The organism is Pseudomonas hamedanensis (assembly GCF_014268595.2).
GTDB lineage: Bacteria > Pseudomonadota > Gammaproteobacteria > Pseudomonadales > Pseudomonadaceae > Aquipseudomonas > Aquipseudomonas hamedanensis.
Genome location: NZ_CP077091.1, coordinates 1368688 through 1385999, shown reverse-complemented (window position 1 = coordinate 1385999; position 17312 = coordinate 1368688). Strand labels below are relative to the sequence as shown.

Below are 17312 nucleotides of genomic sequence, written 5' to 3'. Positions count from 1 at the left end.
CCTTTACAAAAGTCAGTGCGCCCGACAGCTCACGCCGCCCTGCGCCTGAACGTTTCAGAAATCGACAGTCGCCGACAGTAATAAAGTGCGCGGTGAGCCCTGGGAGAACGCGCCGTAGGAGGCGACGCCCGACCAGTACTCGTGGTCGAACACGTTCTGCACGGTGGCGCGAAACGTGGTCGGCCGATCAGCGATGCGGGTGCTGTAGCGGGCGCCGACATCGAAGCGGGTCCAGTCATCGAGTTTTTGTGTGTTGGCCTGGTTCACATATTGGCTGCCGGTGTGAATGGCGCCGCCGGTCAGGGTCAAGCCGTCAAGCCACGAACTGTCCCACTCGGCCCAGAGGTTGGCCTGCACCGATGGCACGCCGACCGGTTTATTGCCGCGGTTGGCCGCCACTGCGGTTTTGCTCAGTTCAGCATCGAGCAGGGTCACGCCGCCGAGCAAGCGTATGCCGGGGACGACTTCGCCAAACACATTCAGCTCCAGCCCGCGATTGCGTTGTTCGCCCTGCACCGAGAACACGCCGGTGGCCAGCTCGCCGCTGGGCTTGGTGATCTGGAACAGGCTGAGGGTGGAGGTGAAGGTGCCGTAGTCGGCCTTGACCCCGACCTCATGCTGACGGGAAACATACGGGGCGAAAATTTCGCCGGCGTTGACCGCGCTGGACGGCGCAATGTCGCCCTTGCTCAGGCCTTCGATGTAGTTGTAGTAAAGCGAGACGTGTTCCCAGGGTTTGAGCACCACGCCGAACAACGGCGTGGTCCGGCCGTCGTCGTAGGAGGCGGTGACTCTGCCTGCCGCGTTGTAGTTATCGGACTGGATGTTCTGCTTGCGCAGGCCGAGGGTCATCTGCGCGCGGTCATCGAGAATCGACAGGGTGTCGGCCAGCGCCACGCCGGTCAGTTCGCTTTCGGATACTTTCGGTGTATCCGGTTTTGGAATGTAGGGTTCCGGACGGTCCACCGGATGATAGATATTCGACAAAATTGGCGCGGCGGAAATGATCCCGCGTGACAGCACGTCGCGATAGCGACTGACCTGCACGGTGGTGCGGTGACTGATCGGCCCGGTGTCAAAGCGCAGCCGCGCGCCGGCGTCAACGGTGTAGCGCTCGACTTCGAACTTGTAATAACCAGGCGTTGAAGACGTGTCGCCGGCGGCATTGATGATGGTCGGCGTCTGGTCGGACATGCGCGCGACATCCGACTTGCCGCCACCGGCATGGGTGAACACCGTCAAGGCGTCGCTGAGGTCGTACTCGCCGCTGAACAACGCGGACTGGTCACGGGTTTTCGACCAGCCCCAGTCCTGACTGACGCTGGTACGGCCATTGGCCGCGGAAGGGATGTCAACGCCCGGCGCGATCAGGAATGGCCGTGAGGCGGCATCGAAGCGTTCTTTTTGCTGCAGCCAGTCGAAGCTGGTGCGCAGGCGTTCACCTTGATAATCGAGGGAGATCGCACCGATATCGACGTGGCGTGACTGAGCGTCAATCGCGGTATCGCCGAGCTGCGTACTGCCGTTGATGCGCACGCCGAAGCGGCGCTCTTCACCGAAACGCCGGCTGACGTCGAGGTGCCCGCCGAGCTGGGAATTCATCGCGTAACTGGCGGTGAAACGGGTCAGGTCTTCGTCGAGTGAGCGCTTCGGCACTACGTTGATCACGCCGCCGACCGCGTTATTGGGGGACATGCCGTAGAGCAGTGCGCCGGGGCCTTTGACCAGTTCAATGCGCTCGGCGTATTCGGTGAACACGCGGTAATTGGGCGCCACACCGTACACGCCGTCGAAGGCCAGCTCACCGAGATTGCCTTCGCCCACCGGAAAGCCACGAATGAAGAACGAGTCGACAATCCCTCCGGTCTGGCCGGTGGAGCGCACCGAAGAATCGCGCTCCAGCACATCGCCCACGGTGACGGCTTGTTGATCCTTGATCAGCGCCGAGGTGTAAGTGCTCACGCTGAACGGCGCGTCCATCACCTCGGTGTTGCCGAGAATGCCCAGACGCCCACCGCTGGCGACCTGGCCGCCGGCATACTCCGGTGGCAGGGAGCTGGCGCGTTGGTCGGTGCCAATGATCGGCGTTTCATCCAGCGTCACCCGGCGCGGCACCAGCGTATAACTGCCGTCGCTGCGCAGCACCATGTCCAGGCCACTGCCGTCGAGCAACCGATTGACCGCCTCTTGCGTCGAGTAGCTGCCGACCAGTGCAGGATTGCGCAGGCCTTCGGTCAGCGCAGGCTGGAACGACAGGGCGATGCCCGCGTCCACGGCAAAACTCGACAGCGTCGCCCCCAGCGGTCCGGCAGCAATGTTGAACGCCCGCACCGTGCCCGCGTCCAGTTGCACCGGCGCGGCGGCCAGGGCAAACGGGCAGACGCCACCGATCAGGGCAAGGCTGAGCAACGCACTGCGAACAACTGGTATGAACTGACGATCCGGGCGCAGGAGGCGTGCGGCGAGCATGGATGGATGAGCCTATGAACAGGACGGAAAAGTGCTTCTCCCCAATTGCCAGTCGAGATCGAAAAAAGTATCACCCGGACGGCGATTTTTTTTCCCTCAGGCGGGGGAGAGCATGACCCAGTAGCCATTGAGGTGGCCGCTGACAACAATCGGGTAGGTCTGCGCCAGCATGTTCAAGGTGCGTTGGCTGTCGCTGATCGGGTAAGCGCCTGAAATGCGCAGATCGGCGAGGGCCGGATCGAGGCGCACGAAACCGCGGCGATAGCGGGTGAGTTCGTCGACAAAATCGGCCAGGCGCATCTTGTCGGCCATCAACATGCCTTGGCTCCAGGCCCCGACATTGCGGTCGGTGGCACTGACCGCGCCAAAGGTGGATGAGGAAAAATCGGTGCGCTGACCGGCGTTGACGATCAGTGGCGTGCCTTGGCGATTGTTCGCGAGTTCGACTTTCACCGCGCCTTCGAGCACCGCCAGATGGGTCTGCGGTTGTCGTTCGCGGACGGTGAAACGCGTACCCAGCGCCTGCATGCGGCCCTGGCAGGTGCTGACCACGAAAGGCCGGGCGAGCGGGGAAATATCCGCGGCGGTCTGCACCAGGATCTCGCCTTCGCGCAAGTAAATGAGGCGTTGGCTGGCGTCGAACAGCACATCGATGGCGGTGTCGGTGTTCAAGGTGATTTTCGAGCCATCGGCCAGGCTCAGCTCGCGTTGCTGGCCGACGGCCGTGCGGTAGTCGGCTGACCATTGCTGCGATTCGGCCAGCTTCCAGCTGCCCCAACCGGCCGGCACAAGGGCCAGAATCACCGCCAGTTTGCCCATGGCCGCGCGCCGTTGCGGACTGCTTGGGCGATCAAGGGCGGACATCGCCAGTGACGGCGGCAGGCCGCCCAGTTTGGTTTGCAAGAGTTGCGCACGTGCCCACGCGCGAGCGCGCTCGGGCGTGCTGACCTTCCAGCATTCCCACTCGCCGCGCTCGCGGTCGCTGAGTTCGCCTTCACTCATGCGGATCAGCCAGTCGGCGGCTTCTTCCAGGGCCTGTTGATCGGGCCGCGCGTCATGGCGCCGGGCGAGCATTCACTCCACCAGCAGCAGGCATTGCACGAAGGCTTGCTTCATGTAGCGCTTGACGGTAATCAGCGACACCCCCAACTGCTCGGCGATGTCGTCGTATTTCAGACCGCTGATCTGGGACAGCAGGAACGCGCGTTTGACCAGCGGCGGCAGGGCATCGAGCATCGCGTCGATTTCGTGCAGCGTCTCCAGCACCATGAAGCGCAATTCCGGCGACGGCACTTCGGGTGCGGGCAGATGGGCCAGAGCGTCCAGATAAGCGCGTTCCAGCGCCTTGCGCTGATACCAGTTGACCAGAATGCCCTTGGCGACGCAGCTCAGGTAGGCCCGTGGCTGCTCGATCACCGTGACCTGAGACGCAAGGATGCGGGTGAACGTATCCTGCGCCAGATCCGCCGCATCCATGGCGTTACCCAGTTTTTTTCTCAGCGTCGCGTACAGCCAGCCGTGATGGCCGCTGTACAGGGCTTCGATCGCGCGCAGGTGTTTGTCGTTATTCGCGGGAAGGGTTTCGCTCATGGCTGCAGATTTTCATGCAATTGAGAAGTATTCCCAATGCTAGTTTACAAACCCTCTGTGACGCAAGCGCCGATTGGCGCCTGCTTTCATATGGTCGGCAAACGGCGCAGCGCGGCAATCAGCGTATCGATTTCCGCCTCGGTGTTGTACGCGTGCAGCGACGCGCGGCTGACTTCCAGCAAGTCGCGCTGCTGCATGTCGAGCAGGGTCGAGCGGAACGTCGAGATACTGACGTTGATGCGCGTTTCCTGGCCGGCCAGCCATTGCTGAACCTGCGCCGCGCTGCGTTGATCATGGGTGAAGGTGACGATGCCGGACTTCTGCGCCCCCAGGTCCCGTGGCGTGACGCCGCGGATCTCGGCCAGCCGCAGGCGCAGGTATTCGCCCAGGTGCTGAATTCGCTGCCACATCGGCTCGATGCCTTGCGCCAGCGCGTAGTGTACCGCCGCACCAAGGCCCAGTTTGGCCGCGACGTTACACTCCCAGTTCTCGAAACGGCGCGCATCGGTACGAATCGTGAACTGCTCAGCACTCTGCAACGACGCTGCGTGCAAGTCCAGAAACGCCGGCTCAAGGCTCTGGCACAGCGCGCGCTCGACATACAAAAAGCCCATTCCCCGAGGCCCGCGCAAGTATTTGCGACTGGTGGCGGTGAGCATGTGGCAACCGATTTTCTGCACATCGATCGGCATTTGCCCGACAGCCTGGCAGGCGTCGAGCAGAAACAGCACGCCGGCGGCGCGGGCGAGGGCGCCAACCTGCTCGACTGGCTGCACCGGTCCGCCATTGGTGGCGATGACCGGCAAAGAGATCAACGCCACGCGCTGATCGTCGAGCAGCGCTTTAAGAGCGGTCAGCGAGACCTGGCCATGCTCATCGTTGGGAATCACCCGGATTTCGATGCCGCGTTGCTGTTTCAATTGCAGATAAGGGATGTAATTTCCGGCGTATTCGGTGCTCGACGTTAGCACCACGTCGCCCGGGCGCAATGGCAATGAATAGAAGGCCATGTCCCAGGCGCGGGTGGCGTTCTCGATCACCGCGATTTCATCAGTCCGGGCGTTGATCAACCGGGCGATGGCGGTGTAGACGTTTTCGACTTCCTGCGATTGCTGCCCGGCGGCTTCGTAGCCGCCCAGGCGTGCTTCGAGCTGGATATGGCGCGTCACGGCGTCGATCACCGGCGTCGGCATCAGCGCTGCGCCGGCATTGTTGAAGTGGATCAGTTGCGCGACGGCGGGCGTGTCGGCGCGTAGTTGGTCTATGTCCATAAGCGTCACTCCTTGATCAATCCCCGGGCGGGGCGGGGCTCGCTTGCAGCGCCGTCGGCCAGTAGCGCAGCGCAACAATCGGGACCAGCGCCAGCACGTAGGCCAGACACACGAACAGATAGGTGTATTGCAGACCGTAAACCTGACTGAGCAAGCCGCCGGCCGAGATGCCGGCAATCGATGCGAATTGTGCGGTGCCCTGGGCAATCCCCAGCACATGGCCCTGCTGCGAGCTGTCAGCGGTTTTCGAAATCAGCGCCATCAGCACCGGTGTGGTGGCCCCGAGCAGTACGCCCCAGATGAAATAGGCAATGACGAACACCAGCGGATTGCGCGTGACGCCCGCCACTGCGGTAAGCACGATGCAGCCGATCACCACGTAGGTCATGCGCTGCAAGGTGTCTTGCTGACCGCGATGTTCGAAGTAACGCGACCACGCCGTGGCCGACAGAATGAAGCCCAGCGCCAGCAGGCCATAGCACAGGCCGACCACCGAATTGCTGACCTCGAAGACCGAGCTGACATACAGCGAGAACGAGGTCTGCGGCAGCATCCGTGCGAGCAACAGAATGCCCATCACACCGAGCAGCGACAGCAGCGGCGAACCTTGCCAGAGGCTGCCGGCGCGGCGCACGGGTGCAGTCTGGTCCGCGACCGCCGGTTTTTTCACCGGCGGCACGTCCGGCAAGGTCACAGCGGCAATCACCGTGCACACCGCGCACAATGCCGACGCGATGATGTTGATCCAGAAGAAGGTCGCGTAATCGAGGATCAGACCGCCAACCACAGCACCGAGCAGCGAGCCGACATTGGTCGAAATCTGCAGAATCGCGAACAGCCTGGCGCGGCGCGACGGTGCTTCGATACTCACGCCATAGGCCTGGGCCGGGGCGATATAACCGGCAAACGCCCCTTGCAGAAAACGCAGGATCAAAATGACCCAGATGTCCGTGAACAGGGCCAGCCCAAGCTGGGTCAATGACAACCCGGCGAGCGCACGGATCATCATCAACTTGTGGCCGTAGCGGTCGCCGATACGGCCCCAGAATGCGCTGGTCAGAATAATGCCCAGCATCGGCCCGACGTACACGGCGATGCTGGCGAAGCTGAAAACCGACTCGGAGCTGGTCAGCCCACGCAGATGGACAGGCCAGAACGGCCCGCTCATTTCCATCGCGCCCATCGACACCAACTGGATCGCGAACAGAAGATAAATCAGGATTCGTACTCTCGAACCCTGGATGGCACCTGCATGGGACATGAGTCAGCCTCGGTTAAACGCTAGCGAGCGGGTTGGTCAGGGTGTGTTGCAAACGATAGTTGCTGTACTGCATCAAGTGCATGCGCAGCAACGAACGCGTCGGCCACGGTTCTTCGACGAACGCTTTATGCTCGGTTTCCCACACATCGGCCGAGACACGCTCGCGCACCGCTGCAAACGCCAGATCGGTTTCCTCGCGCAGGATTTGCCACAGTCGCGTGTCGTGCAAACCGTACTCTTTGGTCAGCCACAGGGCGATCTCATGCAGGTGCGTCAGGAACGCCGCGTCGAGCACGAACATGCGCACCGGCTCGATGTCGCCGGCAAACACCGTCGGCAGGATACCCGGCTGCACGTGCGGTTGCAGGCTGTAGCCACGTCCTTCCAGCCATGGCGCGTAAGTCCGGCCATCGCCGAAATCGCGGATCAGCAGACTACGTGCTTTACCGTCGGGGGAGAACAGCACCATGGTGTTTTGCTGGTGCGCTTCAAGGCCGATTCCGTACAGCAAATAGATCGCCACCACCGGGTGAGTGACCACTTTGGCGTACTCGCGAAACCAGTTTTCCACCTGCGTCGCATTGGCCCGCACGCCGTCACGTTCGATCAGGTCGGTGAACAACGGCCGACCGCTGCCGGGCAAACGGGTGAACAGCGATGCCACGGTGATCGGCAGGCAATCGTCGTTGCGTTCGAAAGCCGGCGCACTGGCGCGATAGACCACCGACAGATGCCGGCCCGGATGATCGTCCTGAGTGACCGCGTTTTTGTAGCGCACGCCGATTTCTTCCGGAAAAATTTCCAGGCGTTGGTCGAAGCCGTTTTCGGCTTTCAAGATAGCGCTGATCACCGTGCTGATGCGCGGCCCCATATGAATCGACTTGGCTTGCAGACTGCGCAGTTCGCTGGTCATCCAGACGGCAATCGGCAGCTTGATCAGCGGCGCGCAGTCCTCCAGCAGCGGCATCATGGTGCGATACGACATGGTCGGCAGCGTTGGCAGGTCCGGGCCGTCGGTGACCAGAATGCCTTCTTCGATCTCCGCCGCAAAAGTCTTCAGCACGTAGGCCTGCAAATGCCAGGCGTGAATCGGCAACGGCAGCCACTCGGTTTCGTCCAGGCCCTTGCTGTTGAGCGAGGCTTTCCATTGTTCCCACTGCACGGGAAAGTGGCTGGCGAACCAGGCGTGGTAGCTGGTGACGTGCGGCATGCTTTCGCTTTTTGCGTTGTCGGCCCGCAACGCGGCGATGCGCAGTGGCACCTGGGCATTGAATTCCGGCGACAGTTGCGCCACCTCGTCATCGCTCAGGCCGGGGCGCGCCTTCCACGTCGGGTAATAAGGATGGCCTTCCAGCGAGCCCCACTGGTCGAGCAGGATTGCGGCGTCCTTGGTTTTGGCATGTTGGCGCAAATAGTCAGTAAAGCTGTTGAGGCCCTGATCCGCGATGGCCTGTTGCAGCCGCGCGTTCCACTGCTGGCGATGCTGGCGGGCATGCGCGTCGTTGGTCAGGCTGTTTTCCATGTCCGCCTTGAGTCCGGCGACGCCCTCGTCGGTCGGTGCGAAATCAAAGCTGTCGCGCAACACATCGAGCATGTCCTGGTGGCTGGTGATGGTCTGGCGCACACCTTCATCGGTGACCAGCACCACGTCGCCGTCGTTGACCACGGTGTCGGCCGGGCCTTTGGCAATGTCGGAAAAGGCCAGGTGAGCGCGGCCGCCCTTGAGCGGGTAAGTGGCCTGGTTGCCCTCGGCGCTGAAGCGCAGCGCAGAACGCTCGAGAATGTTTTCCGCAAACAGGCAGCGCACCAGACGGCGCATGGCGTTTTTGCGGGAGAAGGCGATCAGTGTCTTGAAGTCATCCATATCAGCGGTCTGCTCGTCGAGAAATTGAATAAGCGATCAAGCGGCGGCGCTTGTCGTGTGGGGCCATTGGCGGGGGAAGTAATCGAGTGCCGAATCACGCAGGCCGTGCATATAGGCCACGCTCCACTGCAGGACTTCCTCGATGTAGGGCACCTTGAGGTCGAAGCGTCGGGCCATTTCCACTAACAGCACCAAGCCATAGGCGACGTCTTCATTGAAGGCGCGGCTCTCACGCTCGATGACGTAGCCGGCGCGGTTGTCGGCAGCCGGCACCATCGGCGCGAGGATGTCGTTGTAGGCCTGATTGGTACGCAGGATCGACAGCATGCTGCTGGTATCGCGGATCTGCTCGCCGTAGGCCTCGACGATTTCCTGTTTCAAGGATTTCACCGAAGACAGGTCGATGCCCAGCCGCTGGCTGATCACCGCGCATAAAGCTTGGCTTTCCTCATCCATGCGCTCGAGAAAATACGCGCCCAGTTCCGGGCATTCGGTCCACCAGCACATGCGCTGCGGGAAGATCTTGCGATGCCATTGGCCGTAAGGGCCGATCAAGCCGTAGATCACCGAGCTGTGCATGATCGGGTTGCCCGGCGTCAGGGTGATTTCCAGATAGTGATCGAGCATCGTCACGCAGGGGCCGTACAGTCTGGTCAGTATTTTCTCGAGTTGGCGGCGCGCTGTTTGCGGCTCCCTGGCATGGGTCGCCACATACAGTTGGCTTTTGCCACCGCCCATTTTCACCGAGCGTCCCGGTGTCAGCTCGAAAGCCGTGTGCGGCACGTCCTTCATGCCCCAGATGACCACATTCGGCCGGTCGGGCAGGGTGGCTTCGGCCAGCCAGTCGAAACCGCAGAAGCCCGGAATCGCACCGATGAACACCGGTTTGCTCGCACTCAAGTGCGGGGCGATGGCTTGCAGGGTTTGCTGACGGACATGAGCAGGCACGGTGACGATGACGATATCGGCATCCTCCACCGCCGCTTTGGCGTCACGGGTGACGCGGTCCAGTCGGGCGCTGAGGGTCGAGCCGTCAGGCAATAACGCTTGCATGGGCGTCTGCCGCGCGTGATGTTCAATGACGTCCTGATTATGGGTGAGCAGCGAAACCTGAACGTCAGGCAGTTGCTTGAACAGGATGGCGTTGAGATGGCCAGTCCTGCCGCCACCACAGATGGCGACTTTCAACACATTCATCGAGAGGCGTTCCTGTGTGAAGGGTGGGTCATGCGACGCTCAGTTGCAGCGGCGCGGAAACGGATTCCAGCCATTGGGTCTTGCCCAGCCAGGCGTCCAGTTGCGGGGCGATGCCCGGATCGATCAGGTCGCGCTCCTGCAGCCACTGTTCGTTGAACACGGTGTGCAGGTATTTCTCGCCGCCGTCAGCCACCGGCACCACGACGTTGCCGGTCAGCACGCCTTTGTGGATCAGCTCCAGTGCCTTGTAAATCGCTCCGCCCGTCGAGCCACCGACCAGCAGGGCGAGGTTGCGAGCGATGTAACGCGCGGTTTCGAACGCCTGGGCATCGGTGACCTGCACGCCCAGGTCGATGCAGCTGTAATCGAGCACCAGACCGACGGTGTCACCCGCCGGCGTACCGGTTCCCGATTGGTAGTAGGGATAGCCGGGGTGGCCGAACACAATCGAGCCGGCCGGTTCGACGCCAACGGTCACAGTGTCAGGGTTGTGCACTTTCAGGCCGCGGGCGATGCCGGTCATCGAACCGCCGGTACCGACGCAGCCGACGTAAGCGCCGATCACCCCGTTGGCCTGAGCGATGGTTTCGCGAACGAAATCACTGTAGCCGCCGGCATTGGCCGCATTGTCGGACTGATTCATGAACACCGCGCCGGGGATCTCCGACGCCAGTTCGGCGGCAAGGCGCTGGCGCTCGACCACGGCGACTTCGTCTTCGCGATAGCTGCCTTTGACGAAACGGATGTCAGCGCCGAGGGCCTTCATCACGGCGATCTTGTCTTGCGCGGCGTGGTGATCGACCACGGCGATAAAATGCAGGCCAAATTCGACAGCGGCCATGGCCAGGCCAATTCCGGTGTTGCCCGAGGACGACTCGACCACCACGCCGCCGGGTTTCAGGCGCCCGGACTTGAGGGCCGCCAGGACCATATTGCGTGCCATGCGATCTTTGATGCTGCCGCCGGGATTATTCTTTTCAATCTTTAACAGCAAACGGGCATTGCTGTCCGGAACATCGATAGCCAGCATCGGTGTGTTACCGATCAAGTCTGAAACTTTATTTAATATCATCGCTATTGTTCCCTTCAGTAGTCAGGTGTAAACGCATATTTACCTTCCGTACAACAGGTCGCCATCAACCGACGGGGCAGGGGATGGCGGTGAAACTCGTTTTCCAGCAAGTCCATCTGATAGCCGGCGGTGTTGATGTAAATCAACAAGTCGCCACGCCGTGGCTCACAGGCGAAGTTAATCAGGCGATAAGTAATGACATCGTCGTCCAGACAGCTGTGCCCGGCGATATACGCCTGGCAGGGTGTGGACGTCTGTTGTTCTGTACTGATCAGTATCGGGTCAACCAGATATTCAGAAGCAAACCAGGTTTCGCAAGCACTGAAACTACTGCCTTCGACAAAAATGACAGTCTTGCTGTCGGCGAGTTTCTTGGTGCGGGTGATGCGAAAGATTGAAATGGCCGCCTGATCGACCAGACTCCGACCCGGTTCCAGGGCCAGAGTAATATTTTGCTGATTTAAATAACCGGCGATGGACAGCCCCGCGGAATGTTCGGCTTCGAGAAATAACGTTAACCATTGCGCCGCCGTCAAGTCACCGCCGTAAGGGTAATAATCAGCCGGGACTTTCTGGTGGTAATAGTGGCTCGGGATATTGTCATTTTGCAGAAATCGGGTGTAGTCCTGTGGGTCGACATACCGAATCGGCAGGCCACCGCCGATATCGATCATCTGCGGATTCAAACCCATTTCCCTCGCCGCCTCGACGAATCCGCTGACCTCGCGAAACGCCTGTACGCGGGATTCGAAGCCATAGCCGCCGAGATGAAAGTGAAACCCCTCGAAGACCAGGCTCGCGGTGTCTGTCGCGAGGCGTTGCAGGCTGTCGAGCAGGTCTTGCGCGTCCATGCCGAATCGGCTCTTTGCGCAGCTTTTCGCCCGATAACGCAGCAGAACCCGGGCTTTTATCGGCAGGGGCTGAGCTTCGAGCAGCTCTTTCAGATGGTCGAATTCCTCCAGCGAGTCCACGCAAATCAGAGCGCCGGCGCTGATCAGCGCCTGGTGGAATGCCGCCGTTTTTGCCGGTCCCGTGGCGCATATTTTTGCCGCTGGTGTACCTGCCCGCAGGGCTGCCTGCAGTTCGTAGAGGCTCGAAACATCGACGCCAATTGCCGAAGTCGCCGCCGCACTCAGCAGGCATTGCGACTTGTTTGCCTTGGCACCGTAGAAAATGGCGTGGGCAACTGAGTGCTGTTTCAACACCGCCAGCAGCGCTTGCGTATTGAGTTCAAAGGCATGGGGCCAGACGACATTCAGCGGAGAGCCGTGTTGTTCGACCAGCGCTGTAAGAGTATCGGGGAACTTGTTGATAAACGCGGAAATAACCGGGTCGATCAGCGGTGTTAACGCATGAGGATGATGGACTTTAGTGTCTGTTTGCATAGAGGCTTTATTTACTTCAGGCATAGTTAACCCCGGCGCTGGAAAATAACCTCGCCATAGATAACTCGATAACAGGTCTGTTATCGATTTACGTGCTGTTTCGACCCGTCAGATACGAGGCGGTAAACGGTTTGGTGGCGGACGCCGAATAAAAGTCGTTATTGGATCCGAACTGACAATCGTAATAAATATTTCACGAAACAATGACATGAGCACCCCAATCCCTAAGGTTTGCACGGACGTATCAATTGGCCGTTAGTTGCGGACCAAACCCTGTTAAATACCCGTGGCTGATGTTTAAGTGACATCACTGACAGGTAATTCCCGAGACGCTGCTGACTGACGTTGAACCGAGGATAGTTCCTCTTGGCGGCGTGAACAATATTGCGAACAGGAACGATTATCAAGTAAGGTTTTCAAATATTTTTGAATAAACACCTGCGCAAGGGGAATCCATGAACGTGTATTTACACGCTCAAGGACTCGCTCGCCCCGAGATAAAAAACACCGTTAATTGCTTGAACAATAAGGTGTTAACGGTTGTTGCAGCAAACCCCCGAAACACTGGGGATTTGTGCCCGTTCAGGGGCTCGAAAATTGTTCGAAACCACGACTGGTTCACACCCAAGGAGCAACGCCATGCAATCTGATCGACTCAGCGGCAAAACCCGCCTCGCCATCAGCTACCTGTTCGTCCCGGGCAACCGCCCCGAGCGTTTTTCCAAAGCCTGCGAAGCGGGGCCGGACGCGATCATCCTTGATCTCGAGGACGCCGTTCATCCGGACAGCAAAGCCGCCGCGCGCGCCGCGATCCGGGCCTGGCAGGAGACGGCGCCGAGCGTTGCCTGCGAGCGTTACATCCGCCTGAACAGCGTCAGCAGCGCGCTGTTTCGCCAGGACCTGACGTGGCTGCGCGACGCTTGTTATCCCGAGCGTTGCGACGGCATTTTCCTGCCCAAGGCCGAATGCCCCGAGGCCTTGGCGCCGGTGGTGGAGCAACTGCTGGCGTGGCAGCCGCAGTTGCAGATCGTCGCGATCATCGAGACCGCCAAGGGCCTGCAACAGGTCGAGGCGATTGCGGCGATTCCCGGCGTGGCGCGGCTGGCGTTCGGCTCGCTGGATTTCGCCCTCGATATCAACTGCAGCCAGGTTCCCGAGGCGTTTCTGTTCGCCCGCAACCGCATCGTGCTGGCCTCGCGCACGGCGGATTTGCCCGCGCCGATCGATGGCGTGACGCCGGCGATCAGCGACCTGGCGGTGGTTGCCAAGGACGCGCAGTACGCCCGTTCGCTGGGGTTTGGCGCCAAGCTGTGTATTCACCCTGGCCAACTGACCACGGTGCAGCGCGCCTTCCTGCCGGACTCGCGCCAACTGGCGTGGGCCGACCGGGTGATGCGCGCGGTGGCAACCGGTAGCCATGCGGTGCAAGTGGACGGCGAGATGGTCGATTTGCCGTTGATCGAACACGCCCAGCGCCTGCTCGACGTCGCCAGCCAGCATGCGCCGGTTGCCCGTGCTGACGCCTGCTGAGTCGCGGAATCAGGAGATCACCATGGATCACGGTTATCAGATTGCGTTGCGGCCGCTGTGCGAAGTGTTGCAGTCCGAGCAGGTCGACCCGGCCAACGTGACGAGACTGCGCGAGTCGATTGTTCGCGCCGGGCATTGGCTGGAGCCGATCATCGTAGAGCGTTCGCGTGGCATCGTCATGGACGGCAATCACCGTTTCACCGCGGCGTTGCAGCTGGGCCTCAAGCGGGTGCCCTGCATCCAGCTCGACTACGGCGATCCGCGGGTGTGCGTGCGGCACTGGCGGACCGGGCAGGCGTTCGAAGTGGCGCAGATTTTCAGCACCATCGCCCGTGGCGAGATTTTTCCGTACAAGACCACGCGTCACGCGTTCGACCCGGCACTGCCGGTGGTCGCGATACCGTTGCAACGGCTCTATCTCGGCGCCTGATCGCGCTACGGTAAAAAATCTTTACTGCGGGTGATACTTTTTCGCAGATCGACTGGCAATAGGAGTGATTACCATTTTCCCTCGATGAAAAGGATCCCACCGTCATGCCTGTTGTCAGTCGTCCTTGCGGTGAGCGGGTGTTAACACTCGCCGTGCGCACCGCCATGCTGAATTTCGTTCTGGTCGCAGGAAGCGCCAATGCCTGGGCCGCCGGCGCTGGGCAATCCGCTGCCGCCGCCGATCAGGCCGCGAACGCTGCGCCAGTGGCGCCGGTCGACGCCAGCAAGGACGCGCTGACCCTCGACACGACCAACATCAACGCCCGTTACAACAGCGCAACCGCCTTGCCAGAGACACTCGCCGGCGGCCAGGTGGCGCGCGGGGCGCGGTTGGGGATGCTGGGCAACAAAGACGTGATGGACACGCCGTTCAGCCTCACCAGCTACACCGCCAAGACCCTCGCCGACCTGCAGACCGTGACCGTCGCCGATGCGCTGGAGCGTGACCCTTCGGTGCGCTCCACCGGGCAGACCGGCGGGATCGTCGACTCGTTTTTCATCCGCGGCTTCCCGATTGGCGAAGGCAACATTGGCGAACTGGCCTTCGACGGTGTGTATGGCGTGGCACCAAACTACCGCGTGTTCACTGACTACGCCGAGCGGGTCGAAGTGCTCAAGGGGCCGGGTGCGCTGATGTACGGGCTGTCGCCCAACAGTGGCGTTGGCGGCGTGATCAACATCGTGCCCAAGCGTCCGCTGGACCAAGACCTGACCCGGTTTACCGGCTCATACGCGTCCGACTCCCAGGTCGGCGGGCACCTCGATGTCAGTCGCCGATTCGGCTCGGAAAATCAGTTCGGCGTGCGCTTCAACGGCAACCTGCAGGGCGGCGACACAGCGATCGACGATCAGCACCGTGACCTCGGCGTCGGCGCGATTGCCCTGGATTATCGTGGCGAACGCCTGCGCCTGAACCTGGACTACATCAGCCAGAAGGAAAGCTGGGAAGCGGCGTCGCGACCGTTCACCATCGCCCCAGGCGTAGACGTGCCCTCGGCGCCCAACGGTCGCACCAACCTGCCACAGGATTGGGGCTGGTCGGACACCCAGGAACAATCGGCGTTGCTCGGCGGCGAATATGACCTCAATGACGCGGTGACTGTATTTGCGCATGCCGGCGGTGGCCGCTCGGACGTCAAGCGCCTGTCCGACCAGGTTCCGCGCATCCTCAACGACGCGGGCGACACCAGCAACGTGCCTGGCTACTACAAATTTAACGTCGATCGCTCGACCGCCGATGTCGGTATCCGTGGTGTGTTCGCCACCGGCCCGATCACCCACACCACCACCGTTATGGCCACGCGTTATCAGGATGAGCTGTCGCGTGGCATCAACAATGGCACCGCGATTGTTTCGAACATTTACCACCCGGTTGATGCGCCGCGGCAGTATCTCAACGCGCCGAAAGTCCTGCGGGTGTCCGAGTCGGAACTGTCGGGCGTGGCGTTGACCGATACGATGTCGATGCTCGATGACCGCTTCCAGCTGACCCTGGGCGTGCGCCGCCAGGAGATCGAGTCGCGTAACTACAACGCCAGCGGTGCAGTCAGCTCCAGGTACAGCGACAACGCCACTACGCCGCTGGTCGGTGTGGTGGTCAAGCCTTGGGAAGACGTCTCGCTTTACTACAATTATGTTGAAGGCTTGAGCAAAGGCGACATCGCCCCGGGCACGGCGGTCAACGCCGGGGAAACCTTCGCGCCGTACGAGTCCAAGCAGCATGAAGTCGGGGTCAAATACGAACACGGCACGTTCATGACGTCCCTGGCGTTGTTCCAGATCGAGAAGCCGAGTGGCGAGGTCGGTGTCGGCAATGTGTTCTCGGTGCAGGCCGAACAACGCAACCGTGGTGTCGAGTTGAGCATGTACGGTGAAGTCGCCAAGGGCACTCGCTTGATGGGGGGCGTGACCGTACTCGACGGCGAGCTGACCGACTCGGCGACCGCCGCCAATCGGGGCAACAAACCAGTCGGTGTGCCAGACGTGCAAGCCAACCTGTGGGCCGAGTGGGATACACCATGGATCGAGGGCTTCACCCTCACCAGCGGCGCGATTTACACCGATCGCCAGTACGTCAACCAGGCCAATACCCAGGAGCTTGATGCCTGGACCCGTTTCGACGCCGGCGCCCGGTATGCGACCAGGATCGAAGGCCGGCCGACGACGTTCCGGGCCACGGTGCAGAACGTGTTCGATCGCGAGTACTGGTCGGGTGTGGCGTCCTACGGTGCGTTCTCACCGGGTTCTCCGCGAACCTTGCAGTTGTCGGCCACCGTCGATTTCTGACGCCGGTCGGCAATGGCGCAGTCGCCGGATCATTCGGCGACTGCGTACTCTTCTCTCTATATATAGCTGCGTGAACATTTCAGAAAAGGAGTCTTCGTTATGTTGAACAATCCGGGCGCTGCGGCGCTTATCGTTCGGCCCGCGGCCCCTCGACTGCCCAGCGAGTTCGATCGCAGTGCCAATCAACACATTCGTGAACTGCTGCGCCACTTCGGACTGCGCAGCAGCCTGATCCGTTTCAAAGTGCTTAATGCGCTGGTACTTGCCAGCCGCGACGGCCATTCGACGGGAGTCAACGGGGTCCATACGTGGGTGGCGTCGTCGTCACCGCAGTTGTCGTTCATCAGCGTGCGCGAAGTGCTCAAGCGCCTGTGCCTCGAAGGCTTGATCGTGCTGGAAAACGACAAGACCTACCGGTTCACCCGACAAGCCAGGGCCATCCTGCAGCAACACAATCATCCACTGTAGTGACTGACACTCCGTTTTCGCGAGCAGGCTCACTCCTACAATGGGTTTTGTGGGTTGCCGTGGATCTGAGTGCCACCGGAAATGATGTAGGAGTGAGCCTGCTCGCGAAGGCGGCGCGTCAGGTCATCCATCTGCGGCTGACACTCCGCTTTCGCGAGCAAGCCCGCTCCCACAGTCGGTTTTGTGGGTTGCCGTGGATCTGAGTACCACCGGAAATCCTGTAGGAGTGAGCCTGCTCGCGAAGGCGGCGGGTCGGGTAGTTCATTTGTATCTGACAGACCGCTTTCGCGAGCAAGCTCACTCCTACATTGGGTTTTGTGGGTTGCCTTGAATCTTGGTTACAGCGGGGAAACACTGTGGGAGTGAGCTTGCTCACGAAGGCGGCGGGTCAGGTAGTTCATTTGTATCTGACACTCCGCTTTCGCGAGCA

At 60.9% G+C, this 17312-nt stretch carries 13 protein-coding genes; 4 read left to right on the top strand and 9 right to left on the bottom strand.

All coding sequences use genetic code 11. The features are described 5' to 3' along the window. Positions 1 to 54: 54 nt before the first annotated feature. From HU739_RS05890 to HU739_RS05850, 9 genes are all read right to left on the bottom strand, one after another. Complete coding sequence (locus HU739_RS05890; protein ID WP_186552241.1) at positions 55 to 2469, bottom strand: TonB-dependent receptor; 2415 nt, start codon at positions 2467 to 2469, stop codon at positions 55 to 57. A 96-nt stretch (positions 2470 to 2565) separates the two neighbouring features. Continuing rightward, on the bottom strand, positions 2566 to 3543 hold the full coding sequence (locus HU739_RS05885; protein ID WP_186552242.1) for a FecR domain-containing protein: 978 nt from the start codon (positions 3541 to 3543) through the stop codon (positions 2566 to 2568). Further along, positions 3544 to 4059 (bottom strand): sigma-70 family RNA polymerase sigma factor, encoded by a 516-nt coding sequence (locus HU739_RS05880; protein WP_186552243.1) that lies wholly within the window; start codon positions 4057 to 4059, stop codon positions 3544 to 3546. Positions 4060 to 4145: 86 nt separating this feature from the next. Then, a complete protein-coding gene (locus HU739_RS05875; RefSeq protein ID WP_186552244.1) occupies positions 4146 to 5330 on the bottom strand; it encodes an aminotransferase class V-fold PLP-dependent enzyme in 1185 nt (394 codons plus the stop codon). Positions 5331 to 5346: 16 nt separating this feature from the next. Beyond that, positions 5347 to 6591, bottom strand: coding sequence for an MFS transporter (locus HU739_RS05870; RefSeq protein ID WP_186552245.1), 1245 nt, complete (start codon positions 6589 to 6591; stop codon positions 5347 to 5349). A gap of 13 nt (positions 6592 to 6604) precedes the next feature. After that, entirely contained in the window at positions 6605 to 8455 is a 1851-nt protein-coding gene (locus HU739_RS05865; protein ID WP_186552246.1) for an IucA/IucC family protein, read from the bottom strand. A gap of 36 nt (positions 8456 to 8491) precedes the next feature. Continuing rightward, positions 8492 to 9652, bottom strand: coding sequence for an NAD/NADP-dependent octopine/nopaline dehydrogenase family protein (locus HU739_RS05860; RefSeq protein ID WP_186552247.1), 1161 nt, complete (start codon positions 9650 to 9652; stop codon positions 8492 to 8494). Between the two features lie 28 nt (positions 9653 to 9680). Then, complete coding sequence (locus HU739_RS05855) at positions 9681 to 10724, bottom strand: PLP-dependent cysteine synthase family protein (RefSeq protein ID WP_186552248.1); 1044 nt, start codon at positions 10722 to 10724, stop codon at positions 9681 to 9683. Positions 10725 to 10738: 14 nt separating this feature from the next. Beyond that, positions 10739 to 12133, bottom strand: a complete 1395-nt coding sequence (locus HU739_RS05850) for a Y4yA family PLP-dependent enzyme (protein WP_186552249.1) — start codon at positions 12131 to 12133, stop codon at positions 10739 to 10741. A 615-nt stretch (positions 12134 to 12748) separates the two neighbouring features. On the opposite strand from HU739_RS05850, the gene HU739_RS05845 reads away from it, so the two are divergent. From HU739_RS05845 to HU739_RS05830, 4 genes are all read left to right on the top strand, one after another. Further along, positions 12749 to 13639 carry an HpcH/HpaI aldolase/citrate lyase family protein gene (locus HU739_RS05845; RefSeq protein ID WP_186552250.1) on the top strand — a complete coding sequence of 297 codons (891 nt, stop codon included), beginning with the start codon at positions 12749 to 12751 and terminating at the stop codon, positions 13637 to 13639. Positions 13640 to 13661: 22 nt separating this feature from the next. After that, positions 13662 to 14069, top strand: coding sequence for a ParB N-terminal domain-containing protein (locus HU739_RS05840; RefSeq protein WP_186552251.1), 408 nt, complete (start codon positions 13662 to 13664; stop codon positions 14067 to 14069). 104 nt (positions 14070 to 14173) lie between these two features. Beyond that, entirely contained in the window at positions 14174 to 16414 is a 2241-nt protein-coding gene (locus HU739_RS05835; protein ID WP_186552252.1) for a TonB-dependent receptor, read from the top strand. A 99-nt stretch (positions 16415 to 16513) separates the two neighbouring features. Further along, the gene (locus tag HU739_RS05830) at positions 16514 to 16882 is read left to right on the top strand and encodes a fe2+ zn2+ uptake regulation protein (protein ID WP_186552253.1); all 369 of its coding nucleotides are present in this window, start codon (positions 16514 to 16516) and stop codon (positions 16880 to 16882) included. Positions 16883 to 17312 lie beyond the last annotated feature (430 nt).